General features: G+C 40.1%; 15 protein-coding genes. 10 read left to right on the forward strand and 5 right to left on the reverse strand.

Annotation, left to right across the window (positions count from 1 at the left end; translation table 11 throughout):
• Positions 1–62: 62 nt before the first annotated feature.
• On the reverse strand, positions 63–278 hold the full coding sequence (locus AC1D0K_RS11685) for a hypothetical protein (protein ID WP_295719640.1): 216 nt from the start codon (positions 276–278) through the stop codon (positions 63–65).
• A gap of 296 nt (positions 279–574) precedes the next feature.
• On the opposite strand from AC1D0K_RS11685, the gene AC1D0K_RS11690 reads away from it, so the two are divergent.
• Complete coding sequence (locus AC1D0K_RS11690; protein WP_295719643.1) at positions 575–1204, forward strand: DUF47 domain-containing protein; 630 nt, start codon at positions 575–577, stop codon at positions 1202–1204.
• A 155-nt stretch (positions 1205–1359) separates the two neighbouring features.
• Here AC1D0K_RS11690 and AC1D0K_RS11695 read toward each other — a convergent pair whose 3' ends face one another.
• Together AC1D0K_RS11695 and AC1D0K_RS11700 are read right to left on the reverse strand one after the other, a co-directional pair.
• A complete protein-coding gene (locus AC1D0K_RS11695) occupies positions 1360–3849 on the reverse strand; it encodes a TonB-dependent receptor (RefSeq protein WP_477463059.1) in 2490 nt (829 codons plus the stop codon).
• A gap of 248 nt (positions 3850–4097) precedes the next feature.
• Complete coding sequence (locus tag AC1D0K_RS11700) at positions 4098–4511, reverse strand: EamA family transporter (RefSeq protein WP_295719648.1); 414 nt, start codon at positions 4509–4511, stop codon at positions 4098–4100.
• A gap of 174 nt (positions 4512–4685) precedes the next feature.
• Between AC1D0K_RS11700 and AC1D0K_RS11705 the strand changes: the two genes are divergently transcribed.
• From AC1D0K_RS11705 to AC1D0K_RS11745, 9 genes are all read left to right on the forward strand, one after another.
• On the forward strand, positions 4686–5363 hold the full coding sequence (locus tag AC1D0K_RS11705; protein ID WP_295719651.1) for a response regulator transcription factor: 678 nt from the start codon (positions 4686–4688) through the stop codon (positions 5361–5363).
• The gene (locus AC1D0K_RS11710; protein ID WP_477394044.1) at positions 5360–6607 is read left to right on the forward strand and encodes a sensor histidine kinase; all 1248 of its coding nucleotides are present in this window, start codon (positions 5360–5362) and stop codon (positions 6605–6607) included. The genes AC1D0K_RS11705 and AC1D0K_RS11710 overlap by 4 nt, the downstream gene beginning before the upstream one ends.
• A 79-nt stretch (positions 6608–6686) precedes the next feature.
• Positions 6687–7922, forward strand: coding sequence for a TolC family protein (locus tag AC1D0K_RS11715; RefSeq protein ID WP_477394046.1), 1236 nt, complete (start codon positions 6687–6689; stop codon positions 7920–7922).
• 1 nt (position 7923) lies between these two features.
• Positions 7924–8877, forward strand: a complete 954-nt coding sequence (locus AC1D0K_RS11720) for an efflux RND transporter periplasmic adaptor subunit (protein WP_477394048.1) — start codon at positions 7924–7926, stop codon at positions 8875–8877.
• Complete coding sequence (locus AC1D0K_RS11725; RefSeq protein ID WP_477463060.1) at positions 8877–11978, forward strand: efflux RND transporter permease subunit; 3102 nt, start codon at positions 8877–8879, stop codon at positions 11976–11978. The genes AC1D0K_RS11720 and AC1D0K_RS11725 overlap by 1 nt, the downstream gene beginning before the upstream one ends.
• A 58-nt stretch (positions 11979–12036) precedes the next feature.
• A complete protein-coding gene (locus tag AC1D0K_RS11730) occupies positions 12037–13038 on the forward strand; it encodes a YncE family protein (protein ID WP_477394051.1) in 1002 nt (333 codons plus the stop codon).
• Between the two features lie 120 nt (positions 13039–13158).
• The gene (locus AC1D0K_RS11735; protein WP_295719664.1) at positions 13159–14163 is read left to right on the forward strand and encodes a fatty acid desaturase; all 1005 of its coding nucleotides are present in this window, start codon (positions 13159–13161) and stop codon (positions 14161–14163) included.
• Between the two features lie 200 nt (positions 14164–14363).
• On the forward strand, positions 14364–15191 hold the full coding sequence (locus AC1D0K_RS11740) for a sterol desaturase family protein (protein ID WP_477394055.1): 828 nt from the start codon (positions 14364–14366) through the stop codon (positions 15189–15191).
• A 165-nt stretch (positions 15192–15356) separates the two neighbouring features.
• Positions 15357–16262, forward strand: coding sequence for a hypothetical protein (locus AC1D0K_RS11745; RefSeq protein WP_477394057.1), 906 nt, complete (start codon positions 15357–15359; stop codon positions 16260–16262).
• A 99-nt stretch (positions 16263–16361) separates the two neighbouring features.
• Here AC1D0K_RS11745 and AC1D0K_RS11750 read toward each other — a convergent pair whose 3' ends face one another.
• Both AC1D0K_RS11750 and AC1D0K_RS11755 read right to left on the reverse strand, forming a co-directional pair.
• Positions 16362–18590, reverse strand: a complete 2229-nt coding sequence (locus AC1D0K_RS11750) for a putative Ig domain-containing protein (protein ID WP_477394059.1) — start codon at positions 18588–18590, stop codon at positions 16362–16364.
• A gap of 598 nt (positions 18591–19188) precedes the next feature.
• On the reverse strand, positions 19189–21201 hold the full coding sequence (locus tag AC1D0K_RS11755; protein ID WP_477396233.1) for a glycoside hydrolase family 127 protein: 2013 nt from the start codon (positions 21199–21201) through the stop codon (positions 19189–19191).
• Positions 21202–21225: the final 24 nt, after the last annotated feature.

Genomic DNA, 21225 nt, shown 5'->3' on the forward strand with positions numbered 1-21225 from the left:
GGCAATTAAATATACCTAATTTCCGTACACAAAAACAAATTAAAATACTGGTATATAATTCATTAAATCGTATCCATATTAAAATCTGCATTTTCCCGTATCTCCTCCCAATACACAGTTTCGCAATAAATACGATTCTGAATTGCAACACGGTTTTTTATCGCTTGCAATTCCTTTTTGATCTCTTCTGTAGTGAGGTCGCTGCTTAGTGAGTAGTAATAAATTGCATAACCAGTTTTACTGTTTATAAATCTATAGTGTTTATCAGCGGATTTCATGATATTTAACTTATATAAGTTAACAATATATTTAAGAGCAATATTGTTTTAGCGCAAAGCAATTGTTACATATAATTTATTTACCTTACCTGTATATAGTAGTTGAAAACACAATGCGAACACCATTGAATTTGATAATATTTAATTAACATTGAGTTAACAATTACATGACTTTTCACTGCAAATTAATAGCTACATTTAGCCGCATAAATATATGTGCATAGTGGGCGCTAATTAATTAGTATACACGCTTTTAACTTAATTGTCATTTAAAAAGTCATAAAAAGTTCAAGTCAATGTCGATATTTCCCAATTCAAATCAGGTTTTTTATGATTTATTTAACCGTGCAGTTGCCAACGCTACCGAAATGGCAACTTTACTTAACACGGCGGTAAACTCTGCCGATACCTACGAACAAAAATTTCAGTTTACACTTGTTGATAAACTGAAGGCAAAAAGTTACGAAATTACCCACCAGGTATTTACAGAATCGGGCAGAATGTTGATTTCACCTTTTCAGCGCAAGGATATGTGCGATCTGGCTGCTGCAATTGATGATGTTGCCGATAGTATAGCCATGGCATCGCGCAGGATAAACCTGTATGATGTACCTAAGATCACTTCTCCTATTATTAGCCTGGCAGATCTTATCCTTAAAACTACTAAAGGGCTTCAGGAAGCTGTTAACGCTATGAACAATTTAGGTAACTCAGCCCATATATTTGAACTTTGCAACAATATAAAAAAACTGGAATACCAGGCTGATACTGTATATAACGAGGCTTTTGCCGATTTGCTGGCTAATGAAACTGATGCCATACAACTTATAAAATACACTGATGTTTTTATGGCGATGGAAACCGCTACAGATAGCTGCGAAGATGCTACACTGGTAATTGAGAGCATCCTGATTAAAAACGGATAGAATCATTATTACCCGCTGCAAAACTGAGGGTAGTAAAAGAAAACATATTTATATAAAAAAAGCGATGAGTTTAATTCATCGCTTTTTTTATGGGTATTGATTAGTCAATTCGCCAATCAAATGCCCTCTCCTTTTGAAGAGGGTTGTATTAGGCCTTACTTTCCTTTATCAGCAGGACCTTCATCCTGTTTATTACCGCCGTTATCATCTTTTTCTTTATCCTTCTTAAACTCAAGCTTGCCAAACTTGTAGCTCAGGCTGATACCAAATGATTGTACCGGTATATACCTGATGTTGGTTTGGTTAAAGCCGGCACCATATGTTGTGGAACTTTGGCTTACATATTTAGCAAACGGATTTGACGCGGTAAGCCCTATGCTGGCCTTTTTATTCATGAACATTTTACGCATCGCGAAGTTGTAAAACACGAATTTTGGTTGTGTACCCTGGATGCCTTTTTGTGATGAATTATAGTTACCAAAAAACTCGGCGCTTAAATCATGTCCAAAACTGTATTGGGCATTCAGGTTTAAACGGTAAGTAAAGCCGGTTACGCTTGGGCTGCCCGGATTATTACTTGTCCGTTCAGAAAATATCATATTGGTACGCAGGTTAAATTCCTTTGTAACAGGCAGCGACGCGTAGATGTTTATTCCCGCGCGATCTTCAGAGCCAAGGTTATACCGCTTAGTTAACGATACGTTGGTGTATTTACTACCGTCAATCCGCAACGTATCATAAAAAGTAGTAAAGCGTTGGAGGTCGTCGGTATTTTTACGGTAAAAAGCTGCTATGTTGATGTTTGCACCCTTATCAAACGATTTATTGTAACCCAACTCAAAATTATCGCCACGCTCAGGCTTCAGGTTAGGATCGCCGGTACTGATGTTGTGGGTATCGCTGATGTTGTAGAATGGATTAAGGTCGCCGTAATCGGGGCGTTCTATCCTGCGGGTATAGCTCAATTTTACAGATTGCGATTCACTAATTTTATGCGAGAATACCAGCGATGGTACCAATATGTTATAATTAGGAATATTTGTATTCTTAAAATCGGCCGTAGTTACTGTGTATTCGTCTCTTAAGCCTGCTTTAATATCCAAAAAGTTATTGAACACCGATGTAGTTGCCGATAAATAATAGGCATATATCTTACGGTCATAAGTAAAGCCGTAGGTTTGGTTATAGTTGGGCACATTGCCGCCATTAAGCAAGGTATCGGTAACTACATTGTTATTGATGTGGTTAAAATCGAGTTTACCACCCGTTTCGATTGTAAAGTTTTTACTTACCGGATGCGAGTAATCTACAGATATATTGGTTTCCCTATCCTTGCCCGGGTTGCTGTTGGTGATACCTGTAGGTATGGTGCCCGGCTGCAAATTCTGCAATAACTGCGATGAGCTAAAACTGTTGTTACCAAAGCTGGATGAATACAATATATCAAGCTCCTGCCCTTCTTTATCAAATGTTTTTTTGTAGGCTAAACTTACGTCTGTGGATGTTCCGCTAAACTTACTGCTGGATGTGCGGAGAGTTTTAAGATCAGAAAGTTGGGTGCCGTCGGCACTTACTGTATTTTCGTCCTGGTTGGTTAAGCCATTACCATGATTGCCAAAATGATTGAAGCCCACAGATGCGGTAAGATCGTCATGCTTGCTGATATTCCAGGTAAAATTCAGGCCGGATTGATAACCGTTACGTTTAAAATTATTGCTCCCCTGCTGAAACAAAGTAGTGGTTTTACCTAATGAATCTTTAGATACACGATTGCTCGTGTTCGGTGAATTACTGTTAATCTGGGCGTTGCCGCTAAAAAATGCGTTTACGCCAAAATTACCTTTGCGCACATTGAGGTTAAATGATCCGTTTTCGCGGCGGGTACCGGCCGATAGGTTAACGCTGCCGTTTACTCCTTCAACTTTACTGTCTTTTAAAATAATGTTGATGATACCTCCCGTACCGGCGGCATCATATTTAGCACCGGGGCTGGTAACTACCTCTATGCTTTTGATCTGGCTGGCCGGGATACTTGCCAATGCATCGGCAAGGCTGGCGCCAAAGATGCTTGATGGTTTTCCGTTTATTAAAAAGCGGATATTGGCGTTACCCTGCAACTCTACATTGCCATCAATATCAACAGTGATTTGAGGTACCTTTTTTAATATATCGATAGCTACCCCGCCCTGCGCACTCAGGTCGTTTTGCGGGTTGTATACCATTTTATCTATCTTGTTTTGAACGGTTGGCGTTGTAGCGGTAATATTTACATCCTTTAACTGGTGCGGCGAGGGCGATAATAATATTTCGCCTAAATTGATGGCAGCCCCATCTTTAACTATAATATGCTCCAGGGTAGCACGCTGATAACCTAAAAAATCGGCGGTAACTTTATATTCGCCTGCAGGTATTTTATCAACCGTAAAATTTCCTTTAGGATCGGTACTAATACCGTTAAATGGCGATTCAACTCCTTGTTTATAAACAGATATAGTTGCATAATCAACCGCTTGTTTGGTTGTAGCATCGGTAACTTTACCAATTATTTTACCTTTGCCGGCAGGAGCCTGAGCATGTAAATTTATTGTAAACAGAACAAAAATCAATAATATATAGTACGCTTTCATTATCCTTAAAAAATCCATGATTTGGGTGCGAATTTGAAAAGAAACTTTGGATTAATTCTGATTACTGGTGTGTTTGTTACAATAAGGTTAACTTATCAACATACTTGTTACAATATGGGATGGATGGAGAAAAGATAAAGGACGAATGGACAAAGGACTATCAGGCAAAGGACAAAAGATAAATGACGAATAGACAAAGGACTATCAGACAATGGACGAAAGATAAAACTTTATGGCAGTATTGAATTTTGATTCTTAATTCTGCCTCAAAAAATCAGGACCAAAGTACCGGCAATTATTAATAAGGCACCAATACCATTTTTTAAAGTAAGCGGTTCGCCCAAAAACACAACGGCTAAAACAATGGCCAATGCCACGCTCAATTTATCAACCGGTGCCACCTGGGATACTTTACCTAATTGCAAAGCCCGGAAATAGCAGATCCAGGATAGCCCGGTTGCACAGCCAGACAGGATGAGGAATGTCCAATTCAGGCGGGTTAAACCTTCAATCCCTTTATTGCTGCCTTTAAACAACACAATAGCCCAGGCCAGTATTAATATTACTACCGTACGTATCGCAGTAGCCAGGTCGGTATCAACCCCTTTTATACCTATTTTGGCAAAAATTGCAGTAAGCGCGGCAAATAAAGCCGATAGTAGAGCGTATATCCACCACATAATTTTAAAGTTTTAAGTTTTACCCTGTATTTTTTAATTTAACGTTAACATTATAAACGCAAATTTGCTTTATCAAACTGTAGTAAATCTGGTTAAATCCAAAATGTGTACAAAATGGATGGGTACCTTTAGCCGGAATATATAAGTTGCATATCAAGTAAACAGATAGCCCAAATGAAATTACTGATTATTGAAGATGAAGAAGGCCTGCGGGAAAGTATTGAAGAATATTTTGCCGAAGCAGGAAATATCTGTGAAACAGCCGCTACCTATTCTGCCGCCTTAACCAAGGTTGAGTTATATCGTTATGATTGTATCCTGCTGGATATTACTTTACCAGGCGGCAATGGCATCAGCATCCTCAAAAAATTAAAAGAAAATAATTTTACAGATGGTGTGCTTATCATATCTGCCAAAAACTCGCTTGATGACAGGCTGCAGGGCCTTGACCTTGGCGCCGATGATTACCTGGTGAAACCATTCCACTTATCCGAGCTAAAGGCCCGCGTATCTGCCATCATCAGGCGTAAAATGTACAACGGAAGCAACCTGTTGGTTTTTAACGAAATCAGTATCGATCTGCAGGCCAAAACAGTAAGCGTACATGACACCCCTTTAAAGTTTACCCGCAAGGAATTTGCGCTACTTATTTATTTTATAGCCAATAAAGGAAAGGTAGTCTCCAAAAACGCCATAGCCGAACACCTTTGGGGCGATGGTATAGACCTTGCCGATAATTTCGACTTCATTTACTCGCACATCAAAAACATACGCAAAAAGCTGGTAGAGGCTGGCGCTAATGATTATATCCAGGCTGCTTATGGCATGGGCTATAAATTCTCGGGCCAATGAAGCTGCTTACCTTATATAACCGCGTAAACATCATCACAACAGTAGTTGTAATGGTGATAACCGGAATCATCTACTACCAGGCTATTAGCTGGATATTGAATGATCAAAATGACAAGGCGTTAAAGGTAGAGGAAGATGAGGTTTTTGATTATGTAAAACTTAACCACCAATTACCACAGGTATTTGAATCCAAAGATCAACAGATCACCTTTAGCGAGGCTAAGCCAAATTCAATAACGCGGGAATTTATCAATACTGATTACCGCAGGGATAAAAATGAATACGAGTCGGGCCGGGGACTGATCAGTTCTATCACCGTAAACGGTAAATACTACAAGATACTTATTGTAGAATCAAAGGTAGAAACTGAAGATCTCATACAAATCATTTTCGGCATCACCATCGGCGTTATTTTGCTGTTGATGCTGGTATTACTTATTGCCAACCGTTTAATTTTAAATCGTTTATGGCAGCCCTTTTATAGCATTTTACGCGAAATAAAGCTATTCAATATTACCGATAGCCGCGAGATACCCCAAACTACTACCCGTATTACTGAATTTGTGGAGTTAAACCAGGCTGCAGCTGCAATGACCACCAAAGCAAAATATGACTATAAAGAACTCAAAACCTTTACAGAAAATGCTTCTCATGAACTGCTTACCCCTATCGCGGTCATCAACTCTAAATTGGATACCTTAATACAATCCGAAAACTTTAATGACAGGCAAAGCAAACTTCTTAATGATCTGTACAGCGCGGTTGCGCGGTTAAGCCGGCTTAATCAATCGCTGTTACTATTGGTTAAAATAGAAAACAGATTATTAACCGACCAGCAAAATATTAACCTGCGCCTGTTAATTGAAGAAATGGTTTTGCAATTGGAAGATATTTTTAGTGATAAGCAAATAACGGTAACGGTTGAACTGGAGGACAAGGAGGTCCTGGCAAGCCGGTACCTTATAGAGATATTGCTCAGTAACCTGGTCATTAATGCAGTAAGACATAATCATGCCAACGGTAATATTATCATTAAATTGACAGCCAATAATTTAATTATCAAAAACACTGGAGATAGCAAACCATTGCCCGATGATAAAATTTTTACACGATTCCATAAATCATCCACCTCTGATGGCAGCGGGCTTGGGCTTACCATCAGCAAACAAATTTGCGAAAACTTCGATTTTTCACTCTCCTACCAATACCAGGCCCAATATCACACTTTTATCGTAACTTTTTAAATTGGCATTTAGCATCCTAAATTTTTACAGAATTTAGCTATAGTTTAGCTATGTTTAAAATACATTTATACCTCATTTAATGAAGTGGTTTTTCGGTTTTATATTATTCACACTCACCTATACTGCTGCCCGGGCACAAACTTATACGCTTGATCATTACCTGGAACTTGCAAAAAATAACAGTCCCTTACTTAAGGCTGTCAGAAACCAAATAGCGGCAAGCCAAATAGATAGCTTGAGATTAAGGGCCGGTTTAAGGCCCCAGGTAAACGTAAACAGCAACGGCTACTTTGCACCTGTTGTTGGTGGTTATGGTTATGCAGGCGCTATTACTAATGTGCAAACCTTCAATGCACTTTTAGGGGTAAACAAGCAGTTGATAGGCAAGCAATATTTAAATACACAACTGGCAGCCATAAACTTACAGCGCGATTCTATCATCAACAGCGGGGCGGTATCTGAACAAGACTTAAAAAAGACCATCACCGGTCAATACATAACCGCTTACGGCAGTTTGCAGCAGGTTAAATTTAATCGCGACGTAGTTAAATTACTTACCGAAGAAGAAGGCCTGCTTAAAAAACTCACCCGAAACAATGTTTACAAACAAAGCGAATATCTTGCCTTTTTGGTTACCTTAAAACAACAGCAGCTGCAGCTTTTGCAGGCACAAATACAATATAAAAATGACTATGCCACACTAAATTACGTGGCCGGTGTTGTTGATACTACAACGGTTGAACTAAGCGAGCCTGTTATTCAAACAACAATTACGCCCGATGCTTCCATGAGTATATTTTTCAGGCAATTTAAATCTGATAGTTTACGACTTGTTAACACGAGGAGCTTAATTGACTATAGCTACAGGCCTAAAGCCAATATTTTTGCCGACGGTGGTTATAATACTGATTTTACCACCCAGGCCTATAAACACTTTGGTACCAGCTTTGGCTTTAGTATTTCTATGCCAATTTACGATGGCGGCCAGCGTAAACTTCAATTCAAAAGGTTAAAACTGGAAGAGGAGACCCGTTTAAACTATAAAGCGTTTTTTAATTCGCAATACCGGCAGCAAATTGCGCAGCTTAATCAGCAGATAAACGAGAATGATAACCTGATTAACCAGATCAAGGAACAAATAAAATACGCTGAAAGCTTAATAAAGGTTGATACTCAACTTATGCAAACCGGCGATGTAAAAATTGCCGATCTTATACTGGCTGTTAATAGTTACTATACCATTACCAACCTGCTTACACAAACTACCATAACAAAGCTCCAGCTCACCAATCAATTAAATTACTGGAATAAATAACATGAAAATATATAAAACAGCCTGTTCCCGTTCAAAAAACATTTTAATAATTTTAGCAGTAGCACTGGTGTATTCTTCATGTAAAGGTAATTCTGATGCAGCAACAGCAAGCGATGCAGAAGTTGTAATACCCGAAACACCTGTACAAGTTACCACCATTGACGAAAGTTCACTTACAGATTACATTGAACTGAATGCCACATCATCATTCCTTCAAAAAAACTATGTAAAAGCTAATGCAATTGGTTACATACAAAAGGTAAATACGCAAATTGGCCATTACGTAAATAAAGGCGCGGTTTTATTTACTATAAAAACCAAAGAAGCGCAAAGCATTGGCAATAGCATAAACATACTTGATACTACCTTCAAATTTTCGGGCGTAAATAAAATCAAAGCCTCTGAACATGGTTATATTACACAATTAAATCACCAGGTAGGTGATTATGTACAGGATGGCGAACAATTAGCTATCATAAGCGACAGGGGAAGCTTCGCCTTCATTATGCAGCTGCCTTATGAATTGCGCGCTTCTGTATCCAGCAACCAGGACGTATTGCTTACCCTCCCTGATGGGGTAAAATTAAATGGCAAAGTAGCCTCTTTTATGCCCGTTGTTGATACGCTATCACAAACCCAGGGCATCGTGATCAAAGTAAATTCGGCCGATCAAATCCCCGAAAACCTGGTAGCCAGGGCACGGATAGTAAAAACATCGAAAACAAACACCACATCTCTGCCGGCTTCAGCCATCCTATCAAACGAAACACAGACAGAATTTTGGGTAATGAAATTAATTAATGCCACCACAGCAGTTAAAATACCTGTAAAAAAAGGAATTGAAAGTGGCGGCAAAGTAGAGATCTTATCGCCAAAGTTTTCTCCCCGGGATAAAATAGTTATAAGCGGTAATTATGGTTTGGCAGATACAGCTAAAGTTAAAATTGTACAGTAATGGCTAAAGTTGTAGAAACAAAAATAGATAAGGTAGAGAATTTTTTTATTTTTTATCGCAAACCCCTGCTACTGGTATTATCGCTGATATTAATAGGTGGCATATTTGCTTATACCAAACTTCAAACTTCCCTTTTTCCCGAGATTACTTTTCCTAAAATTAAGGTAATTGCTGATGCAGGTTTACAACCGGTAAACAAAATGATGATAACGGTAACCAAACCGTTAGAAAACGCGATAAAACAGGTACCGGCCTTACAACTAGTAAGAAGCACCACAAGCAGGGGAAGTGCCGAGATATCGGCCTATATGGATTGGAACGCTGATATTGACCTGAGTAAGCAACAAATAGAATCACAGATTGCTAAAATTCAAAATACCCTGCCGCCGGATGTAAACATATCCGTCGAAAAAATGAACCCTTCTATTTTACCGGTAAGCGGGTACACGCTGGAGAGTCATAATAGATCACCAATTGAGTTAAAGCAACTGGCCACATTTACCGTAAAACCATTTTTATCACAAATAAACGGTGTATCCGAAATAAGGGTTATTGGTGGTAAAACAAAAGAATACTGGCTTGTGCTTAACCGCGAAAAAATGACGGCACTGTCATTAACGCCGGATATGATCAGCAGCGCATTAAGCCAAACAAACTTCATAAAATCAGAAGGTTATCTTTCTGATTATAAAATGCTGTATCTCACCGTAACCGATGCTACCGTAACTGCAAAGGATCAGCTGGAAAATATGGTGATAAGCAATAACAGCAAAAGGGTTATCCAGGTAAAAGATATTGCATCAGTACAAATAAACGAAGGCATAGAATATACCAAGATAAATGCCAACGGCCATGATGGCGTATTAATAGCAGTTATAAAACAACCCAATGCCAACCTGATATCCTTATCAACAGATATGGCGGCAAAAGTGGCGGCCCTTCAAAAAATACTACCCAAAGATGTTACTATAAAACCCTACTATGTACAGGCCGATTTTGTAAACGATTCTGTTAAAAGTGTTACCGATAGTGTTTGGATAGGTTTATTGCTGGCAATAGTTGTAGCTATTATTTTCCTGAGATCATTTAAAGCCAGTGCAACCATTTTAATTACAATTCCGGTTACGCTTTGCCTTACACTTATTGTGCTTTACGTAATAGGCTATACTTTCAATATCATGACGCTGGGTGCAATAGCAGCAGCTATAGGATTGATCATTGATGACGCCATTGTTGTGGTTGAGCAAATCCATCGCACGCACGAAGAGCACCCTGATGAACCCACCAGCCGCCTGCTTAAAAAAGCTATTGATTACTTGTTCCCGGCTATGCTTGGCTCATCTATAAGTACCATAGTTATTTTTGTTCCCTTTTTATTGATGACGGGTGTTGCCGGAGCCTATTTTAAGGTAATGACCAATACCATGATCATTACCCTTATCTGCTCATTTTTTGTAACATGGATAGGCTTGCCTGTTATATACCTGTTTCTTACACGTAATCAACATGCGCATTCCACAAACGTAAAGGAAGAAACACACGAGGTAAAAAGGCAGGGCTGGGTTTCTTTTTTCATTATGCAGCCAATAATCAGCATTGTTATTATGATGGCGTTAATTGCGGTGATCGTATTTATACCCTCAAAATTAGAAACCGGTTTTTTACCGGCTATGGATGAAGGCAGTATAGTGTTGGATTATAGTTCGCCGCCGGGAACCTCGCTGCAGGAAACCGACCGGATGCTAAGAGAGATAGAAAAGATCATCACCAAACATCCTGACGTAGCCGCCTACTCCCGCCGTACAGGAACACAAATGGGTTTTTTTATAACTGAGCCTAATACCGGCGACTACCTGATTCAATTGAAGAAAACGCATGAAAAAACAACTGAAGAGGTAACTAGTGATATAAGGAGTGAAATTGAAAAAACACAACCTGCCTTACGGGTAGATTTTGGACAAGTGATAACGGATATGTTGGGCGACCTTATGAGTTCAACCCAGCCTATCGAAATCAAAGTTTTTGGCGATGATCAACGCATCCTTCAAAACCTTTCAAAACAAATTGCGGCCGAAGTTACCGCGGTTAAAGGTACTGCCGATGTGTTTGATGGTATCGTGATTGCAGGTCCCTCTGTAAGTATCGTACCTGATTATAAAAAACTGGCACAATACAATATTACACCAGCCACCCTGCAGTTTCAGGCCCAAACTGCGCTGGATGGCAATGTAGTAGGTAATTTGTACGAAACTCAGCAACTATCTCCTATCCGCATGGTTTACCCGGGTAACCGGTCATTAAACATAGCCGATATTAAAAAACTAAATATATTCCTGGGCAACGGTAAATTAATACCAATAAGCCAGTTGGCTACAGTTGAGATAAAAGCCGGCGATGCTGAAATTAACCGTCAGGACCTGCAATCAATGGGCGTTATCACCGCCAGGTTAGAGAATAGCGATTTAGGAACAGTAATACCCGCCATACAAAAAAACATAGCCCAAAAAGTAAACTTCCCCAGGGGCTATCATGTAGAATATGGCGGTGCGTATGCCGAGCAGCAGCAATCATTTAAAGAGCTGCTGATTATCCTCATCACATCGAGCCTGTTGGTTTTTGGGGTGATACTATTTTTGTTTAAGCAGTTCAGAATAGCAATATTAATTTTGGTGATGGCGGTTTTGGGTATTTCGGGAAGCTTTTTGGCTTTATATATTACAAATACTCCACTAAATGTTGGCAGCTATACAGGATTGATTATGATAGTTGGTATTATTGGCGAAAACGCCATATTCACCTTTTTGCAATTTAGAGAAAGCGCAAGAGAAAAAAGCGTGAATGAAGCTATAGTTTATTCTATCTCCACACGGTTAAGGCCCAAATTAATGACGGCATTAGGAGCAATAATTGCATTAACTCCACTGGCTTTAGGTATCGGCGCCGGGGCTCAGTTACATCAACCTTTGGCTATAGCAGTTATTGGCGGTTTCTTAGTTGCCCTGCCTTTGCTTTTAATTGTTTTACCGAGTATGATGCGTATTTTATATCGTAATGGCTTCACCGTACCGGCTATTGAACAACATACAGATCATCCGCAATAGCACAATATTTCTCCAGATTTAAAGCCTAATTTCATTCGTATAAACAGACCCAACAAAAATGAAAAAGCAAATTTTAATTCTTGCATTACTGGCAACGGCCTTAACTCCTATGGCCTTAAAAGCTCAAACCTATGTAGCTGATAAAACCATATCCCTACCCGGCGATGGTGGTTACGACTACCTGGCTATTGATAAGGTAAATCACCGTTTATATGTATCACATGGCACACAGGTAAATGTTATCAATTTAATTACCGAGCAACCCGTAGGTTCCATTGATAACATGAAAGGTGTACATGGCATTGCCATTGTAAATAAATTGAACCGTGGCTTTATTACCGATGGCAAATCAAACTCGGTTGTAGCTTTTGATTTGAAAACATTGAAAATTATTGCAACCATCCCGCTTAAGGATGCAAACGGCCCGGATGCTATTATGTATGATTCCTACTCCGATCGCGTTTTCAGTTTTAACGGCGAAAGCAACAATTCATCCGTTATCGACCCTAAAACCTTGAAACAGGTAGGCACTGTAGCTTTAGGCGGCGGCCCTGAATTTGCCGTATCTGATGGCAAAGGCAAAATCTACAACAACCTGGAAGATAAAAGCAGCCTGAATGTAATTGACAGCAAATCACTTAAAGTGGTAAAAAACTATCCGCTTGCGCCCTGTGGCGGTCCTACAGGGCTGGCATTGGATGCCGCCAGCCAACGCCTGTTTACAGTTTGCCGCGAAAACAAAGGTATTAGTGTGATTAATATCAATAACGGCAAGGTAACCGCAACCCTTCCCATTGGCGCTGGTGTTGATGCTGTAGCTTATGACCCCGAAACTAAATTGATATTTTGCTCATGCGGTGATGGTACAACTACCATAATAAAACAAAAATCGGCTGATGAATACAGCGTTGTTCAAATACTAAAAACTCCTGTGCGTGCCAAAACTCTGGCTTTAGATCCCGAAACCCATAAAATTTATTTAAGCGTTGCTGAATTTGAACCCGGTACCCGCAAGGCGTTACCAAATACATTTAAAGTACTGATTTACAAACAACAATAAATAAAAAACCATATAAAATCTTTATGAAAACGGCATGAAGATTTTATATGGTTTTTTTATTTTGACTACTAAATGATATTTTCAAAAACGTTATTGCTATCTTTAACGTTTATATATTATATGATTAAGAGAACTGATTTTGTTTATTCCCAGGAGTCTGAACCACATCGTATTCGTACAAAAAAAATATTAAAGCAGTTTCCGCATCTTCGCAAACTGATAGGTAAAAATCCAAACACTATATTTGCTATTATTGGTTTAGTGGCTTTCCAGGTGGTTTTAGCCTGGTTTCTGCGCGATCAATCCTGGTGGTTTGTTTTTGGCGCGGCCTATTTATTGGGCGCCTTTGCTGACCATGCTTTGTTTGTGATGATTCACGAGTGTACTCACCAACTGCTGTTTAAAAACCGTAATGCAAACCGCTGGGCATCTATGTTTGCCAATTTGCCGCAAATATTGCCAAGCGCTATATCTTTTGAAAAGTACCACATTAAGCACCACTCTTTCCAGGGTGTGCATGAGCTGGATGCCGATTTGCCAAACAGATGGGAGGCTAAACTGATAAGCAATTCATTTTTTGGTAAAGCGATATGGTTGTTATTTTTCCCGGTGTTTCAACTGTTCCGTTTATCAAGGTTAAGAGAGATTCATCCTATTGACGGCTGGATAGTTACCAACTTTGTTTTGCAGGTGATTTTCACTACGGCAATAGCCTATTTTATGGGCTGGCATTCAGTTGCGTTTTTACTGTTAAGTTTTTCTTTTTCGGTAGGCTTACACCCGCTTGGTGCACGCTGGATCCAGGAGCATTATCTTACTCATACTATTGAACAGGAAACTTACAGTTACTACGGTAACTTTAACGCGGTAGCGTTCAACGTAGGTTTCCACAATGAGCACCATGATTTCCCATCGATACCATGGAACAAACTTCCGGAGATAAAGAAAACTGCTCCTGAATATTACGACACATTACACTTCCATACTTCATGGACCAAGTTATTTTTCCAATTTCTTTTTGATCGGGAAATATCACTATTCAACCGTATCCTCCGTAAAGATCGGGGCCGGGTTGCATTAACAGATGTTTCAAAACCCGATGTGGAAATGGAGATGACTAAATAGTATTAAAATGAAAGGGCTTTGAAAAGAGCCCTTTTTTATTGCCTTATAATAACACTGAAACAGAAATACTTACTGCATTAAACAGGGAAATATTATCGTTATTTTTTTGCTCAGAAAGATGAATAAATAATGAAGAATTAACGTGGGGTTAAGGAAACGGTAACATATTCACTACCTTTAGGTCCCTATTTAATTTAACTATGCACAAACTGAGCTCATTTTTTTCTCAGCACGAAGATCTGACCCAAGTACTCTTATATGCCGGTGTAATAACAAGCTTATGGTTTGCCGAAATGATAGTATCATTTGATGGTATTAAAACAAAATGGAAGCATTCATCAGTTAACACACTTTTTATTTTTACGGCCTTACCATTGCAACTGCTGTTAACAACTTTTGTTGTTTTAATATCCGGATGGGCTACTGTTCATCATTGGGGACTTATCAATTTTATACCCTACCATACAAATCCCTGGGTTTACTACATCGGTCTATTTGTAATGCTTGACTTTTGCGAATATGTATATCATGTTACGATGCACAAAGCCGAGCCATTGTGGAAATTTCACCTGGTTCACCACAGCGATCTTAGGGTAGATGTATCAACCACGCTAAGAGAACATCCGTGCGAAACCTGTATACGCACCTGCTTTTTAATGCTTTGGGTATTTATATGCGGCCCTGCTATTGGCGCCCTTATTTTAAGGCAAACTTTCCAATCATTCTCCAACATCATTGCACATACCGAGTTTAGATTACCTGCAAAGGTTAACAAGATTGTTGGTCTGGTATTTATTACACCTAACCTGCACCATGTACACCACCATTACCAATTACCTTATACAGATTGTAACTATGGGGATGTATTAAGCATCTGGGACAGAATTTTTGGCACCTACGGCAATTTAGAAAAAGAAGATACCGTTTTCGGCATTGACACCCACATGGACGAAAATTTGAACGGAAAATTTGTAAATGTGATAAAGATCCCTTTCCAAAAATTCGATCATCCTCAAAGGCAGCGATAATTATCAATTATTACATAAACACAACGTGTGTTTAAATTCCTTAAGCTAAATTTGCGCAAGTAACTTGTTGGCAGCATTTTTGTGCAGATGTACAAGAATACCATATAATTAATGCGAACTTCATAATAATATGATTTATTTGCGTTATTATTCTTAACAATTTAGATGAGCAGAAGAAGAAAATTAAAAATCCTTATACCCCTGATTATGCTGCTCTTTTTGGGGTCATATGCCAGGCACCGTTTGCTTGATAAAAAGGATATAAGTGGCACGCTCAACAATAAGCAAATGGATGAAACTTCGGGTATTGCCGCTTCATCCATAAACCCAGATATTTATTATGTGCACAATGATAGTGGTGATACAAGCCGCTTTTTTTCTATAGATGAAAAAGGAGAACTAAAAAGCACTATTTATTTTACCGGCGATAAAACCGAACGCTTAGGCGTAAAAGATTGCGAAGATATAGCCGTTGGGCCGGGCCCCAAAAAGGGTAAAAGCTATGTTTACCTGGGCGATATTGGTGATAACAATGGTTCAAGAAAATACATTACCGTTTACCGTTTCATGGAAAGTACTTCATGGGCCGCCGATACCATAACCCATGCCGTGCCGGTAGCTATCCATTTCAAATACCCCGATGGGCCAAAGGACGCGGAAACTTTAATGATAGACCCCGTTGAAAAACTATTATATATTGTTAGCAAACGGGGCGATTCTGTGGCAGTTTATACGTCGCCATTAAATTTTACCGCCAATGATACTCTTACCCTAACCAAAAGGGCTAAGTTATTTTTCCCGGGCTTCAGACCTTTTAAATGGATCACGGCGGGCGATATATCAAAAGATGGACAGCAGATTGTACTAAAAAGCTACGAAAAGGTTTACTACTGGCGTCGCCTGCCTAATGAACATGCCTGGGATGCCATGGTAAAACAACCAAGAGAATTACCCTACGTAGCCGAAAAACAAGGCGAAGCAATAGGTTTTACACCCGATGGTAAAGGATATTACACCACAAGCGAAGGTGTATTTTCGCCTGTTTACTATTACCATAGTCCGCAGAAATAAAAACCATATTGCTATAAACAAAGCAATCGCGAACTATACAGATCAATTCTGCAAAGTTCGCGATTGCCATACTACAATTGCTATAATAGTATACTGATACTATTTCTCTACCCTCACCAACAGTACGCCATGCGGCGCTACGCTTGCAATTAAGGTTTTACCGCTACTAATGATATATTTCTGCTGCCATACATCCCTGAATTTGGTATAGCCGCTTATCGCCGGATCGCTTTTATCAAGACTAATAGTTTGGTATTTATCGGATGTATTAAACAAACCAATAGCTTTGCCGCCGTCTTTTAATTCCTTTACCCAAACCTGGTAATCATCTTTTTTAACGTATTGACTTGCTCCTTTGCCTAAAGCATCCTGATCAATGGCCAGCACTTCGTCATTGGTTAACAGGCTCAATGTAAAGCTATCCAGGTGGCCCATATCGCAACCAATCAACAATGGCGATGCCAACAGGCTCCATAAGCTGATGTGTGTATACTGCTCATCAAATGTAAGGCGTGTATTATGCAGGCTTGGCCCCCATCCTACTTTACCCACAACCAACATATCAGGATCATTAAAATGACCTGGCTGTGCATGCAATGCAGCCGGCCCCTGGTTAAAACCTATGGTTGACATACTTTGCCATGTATCCTGGATATCTCCTGTTGTACGCCAGCTGTTGCCGTTAACTTCGGCACCCCACTCCCATACATTGCCCCAACCGTACTGGCAAAGGCTATACATGATGTCGCGGTTTACTTTACCCAATGAAGCCTGCATTACCTGGTAGGGTTTTTTCAATTCGGCCAGATCGGGCTTTGGAGCTATTTCAGAGTATGAGCACCAGTCGTATTTTAAATAATCAATGCCCCAATCAGCATAAGTTTGTGCATCCTGGTCTTCATGTTGCCAGCTGCCTAAATAACCGCCGCAGGTACGTGAGCCTGGCGATGAATAAATACCCATCCGCAAACCTAAGCTATGTACATAATCGGTTAGTCCTTTCATGTCCGGAAATTTGCTGTTGGTAACAATTTTACCATTTGATGCCCTTTGTTCTGCTTCCCATCCATCATCTATATTAATGTATGCCCAGCCATGCGCGCTCAGCTTATCAATCATTGCTTTGGCCGATATACGTACCTTACTGTCATTTACACTCAAGCCCCATGCGTTCCAGCTGTTCCAGCCAAGTGCTGGTGTTAAACCTATATTATCGCCAATACTAATCGTGAATTTCTTAACTTTTGCACCCAGTGTATTACTTACAGTAAAAGTAACCGGGTAATCTCCTTTTTGAGCTACAGTACCGCTTATCACCCCTGTTGCAGCATCAAGCTTCAAGCCTTCGGGCAAACCGCTCACCTTATAGGTTAAGGGCTTTTTACCAGATGCTGGTATCAGGTATAAAAACGGGTGACCAGGACGTGCGCCAAATACATCGGCTCCATTTATTTTCACCTTAGCCGATGGATAAGGGGTAAGGATATAGGGAGTAGTTTCGGTTTGCACAATCGCTTTACCCGATTTGGTATCTGTAAACGTATAGCTAATGGTGTATGATTTTTTCGCCAAACGCGCTATAGAAAATGAATAGGTGAACGGTTTGCCTTTAGTAAAGGTAGCATCGTTAGTCTTTTCATACAATACAGCGTTGGTTTCAGGATCGGTTACTTTGAAAGCCAATTTTCCAGAGTATTGGTATTGGTTTGTAGTAAATAGCTTAACACTTTTACTAAGGCTGTTATTATCGCCATATTCAAAGTCAGCATCGGTATTAACCGCTACATGATCCATCACATCGGCCATAGTAATGCTAAACACACTGCCGTAACCGCTGCTAACCATACCGCCATCGCCACCTGTATCAAATATACGTACGGCCAGTACATTTTCTTTATCCCACAAAATAGCCGGATTGTTTGCAGCTATAGTATAGGAGCGACCTCCGTAGTGTCCATCTTTAATAGTACCGCCATTGCCGCCATATTTAGCTATCAGTTTACCATTCAGGTATACTTCATCGTTGTCATCAATAGTACCCAGGTTTAAGCGAAGGCTATCTTTCAGGAAAGATTTTTCTTTTAATGATGATGGGATCACCACTTTGGTACGATACCAGCCAAAGCCATCATAATTGGGGTGACCCTGGCGCTCCCAGTTGTCATTAAGGTTAGCAGCCTGCCAGTGCTGATCGTTATAAGTTGGTGATGCCCATTGCACCGAATCCCCAACAGCCAATTTCCAGCCTTTGCTTATGGAAACTTCTTGTGCCGATGCGCCTGAAAAAAACGCGCCAAGCAGTAGCATTGTAAAAATCTTTCTTATCATAATTAATTGTTTAATGATACAATCACAAGCCGCCTTAAAACTAAGGGTAGCTTATAATTGATTCAGAATGGTTTACTGGTTGTTTATACTTTTTAAAGGTATAAAGTTTTCAAGAAAATAGAAATGTATACATAACATTTATTCAATAAAAAAGCACAAGGGACTTTAATTGAAACAACCACATGTCACGAGTGGTAAAATCCAGGGGACGCTGAAGGGGCAATGACATTAAAAAGGTTTGTCATCCTGAGTTGTAAAATCCTGTGGCCTCTAAAGGAGAAAATGACGTAACAAAAATGGCTGTCATCCTGAGCCTGTCGAAGGATAGTGGGCAAAGGCCTCTCCGCGCGAGTCTTCGACAGGCTCAGACTGACAGGCCCACACGCCTCAAAACCCAATACGTCATGGGTAGGAACGAAGGATCTATTCGCAAACTTTACAGGGCGAAGAAGCATGGTGAAGAGTAGATCCTTCGTTCCTCAGGATGACAAAAGGGTTTTACCAAATACCTCATGGGTATTAGATGTACACTTATATCAACAAGCTTACAATCATCTCATTACAACACGCCTCGAAATAACGATGAGATTAAGTTCCTCTACTTACTCAGCAGGTCAACAAATTTTACCTGCTCAGGGAACCATACAGTCATCTCTCCTTTGCCCCTATTTGCCCATGAATAATAAGGAATAGCTGTTAAAGTACTGCTACCGGTGCTTACATTTTGAGCAGCCTCATCAACATTAACACTTTTCACTTCGGCCTTTAAAGTCATAACGCCATTTAGCAAGTTAGCATCATATGATGGGGTAAAAACAACATCCTTGGGTATAATGAAACTACTGGGTTTACCAGCATTATCTTTCCACTCGGCGCAATACATGATGGGGCCGCGCTGGATAGCAACTTTACCATTATCATCATTCAATTTTTGGTTGGCAATAACGCGCTGCACATCCATAGGCAGAGTTAGTTCTACTTTATCGTTCTTTTTCCATTTTTTGCTGATTACCGCATATCCATGCTCCATCTGGTAATCAATAGCTTTGCCGTTCACTTTGATTGCTATTTTTTGTGCCGATGATTTTTCATAGCTGTACAGATCAGACGGGATAGCTTCATTTTGCGCCCATCCCGGTATACGGATCCTAAGATTCATATCCATAACCGCGGTAGGATCAATATTGAATACCAGGCCGCCATCCCATGGGTAATTATTTTGCTGGGTTATTTTAAGCGCTTTATCATTCACTTTTAAATTTGCCGATCCGCTGATGAACAGGTTCACATAAACATCCTTTCCGTTTTGCGCATACATATAACCGGGGATAGATGGAATAAGGCGTACAATATTGGTTGGGCAGCATGAGCAGGTAAACCAACCAGAACGCTCGCGCTCAATATCCGGATGCGTAAAGCTATCGCGGATTTGCATGGCATTGGTGTAAAAAAAAGATTTACCATCAAGGCCCACGCCCGATATTAATCCATTATATAGGGTTTTCTCCAACAGATCTATGTATTTAGAATCGCCATGGAGTAAAAACATACGTTGGTTCCAAAATACGTTCCCTATGGCCGCACAGGTTTCATTGTAAGCGGTTGTATTAGGCAATTCGTAATTACCGCCAAAGCGTTCTCCATCGCCAACAGCACCAATACTGCCTTGCACGTATATTTTTTTGCTTACCATGTTCTCCCATATCTTGTCAATGGCAGCTATGTATTCTTTATCACCAGTAAGCGCGGCAACATCTGTCATTCCCGAGTATAGGTACATTGCCCTTACAGCATGTCCTTCGGCTTCATCCTGGTTGGTAACAGGAGTATTATCCTGCCAGTAAACACCATTCTCGAATGGATTTTTGCTTTTTGTGTTATATTCCTTGTGACCACGGGCATCAATAAAAAACTTGGCCAGGTCAAGATATTCTTTTTTACCGCTGATACGGTACAGGCGTACCAGGCCCATTTCTACAATCTCGTGCCCCGGTGCTACAGTTCTTTTACCCGGACCAAAAGTGCGTACCAGCAAATCAGCATTTTTTAAAGCAATGTTTAAAAAGTTACGCTTGCCTGTGGCCATATAATGAGCTGCAGCAGCTTCAAACATGTGACCGCAGTTATATAGCTCATGGCTCATGTTTTGCTCGTTAACCCATCTTTCGGGCCCTGCCCAGGCTTGTGGATGTATAGGATCAATGGTACGGGCGGTGTATAGGTAGCCATCTGGTTCCTGCGCCTTGCCAACTATGGTAATAAGCGAATCGAGGTAATGATCCAGTTGTTTATCGGGATGAACCGCTAAAGAGTAAGAGGCACCTTCAATGGTTTTATAAATATCGGTATCATCAAACGGATAGGTAGTACAAAACTTGCCCGAGTGAGCAGCCGCCATTTGAAAGTTTTTAACCCTGCCAGTACTTTCGCAACGTGCAAAAGATGCCGGAATTGTTGCTGTTCGATTGGTTTCGATGCGCGAGGTCCAAAAATGATCGGTAAGCTTTACACTGGTAAACGAAACCGGCTGTATGGGGTAATCCTGCTGTTTTTGTGCAAATGCCGAAAAGCTGCAGCATACAGCTATTAATAAACAGATTTTTTTATTCATAACGGGTTGAAATAATAGGCTACA

The sequence above is a fragment of the Mucilaginibacter sp. P1_A3 genome, assembly GCF_056406855.1.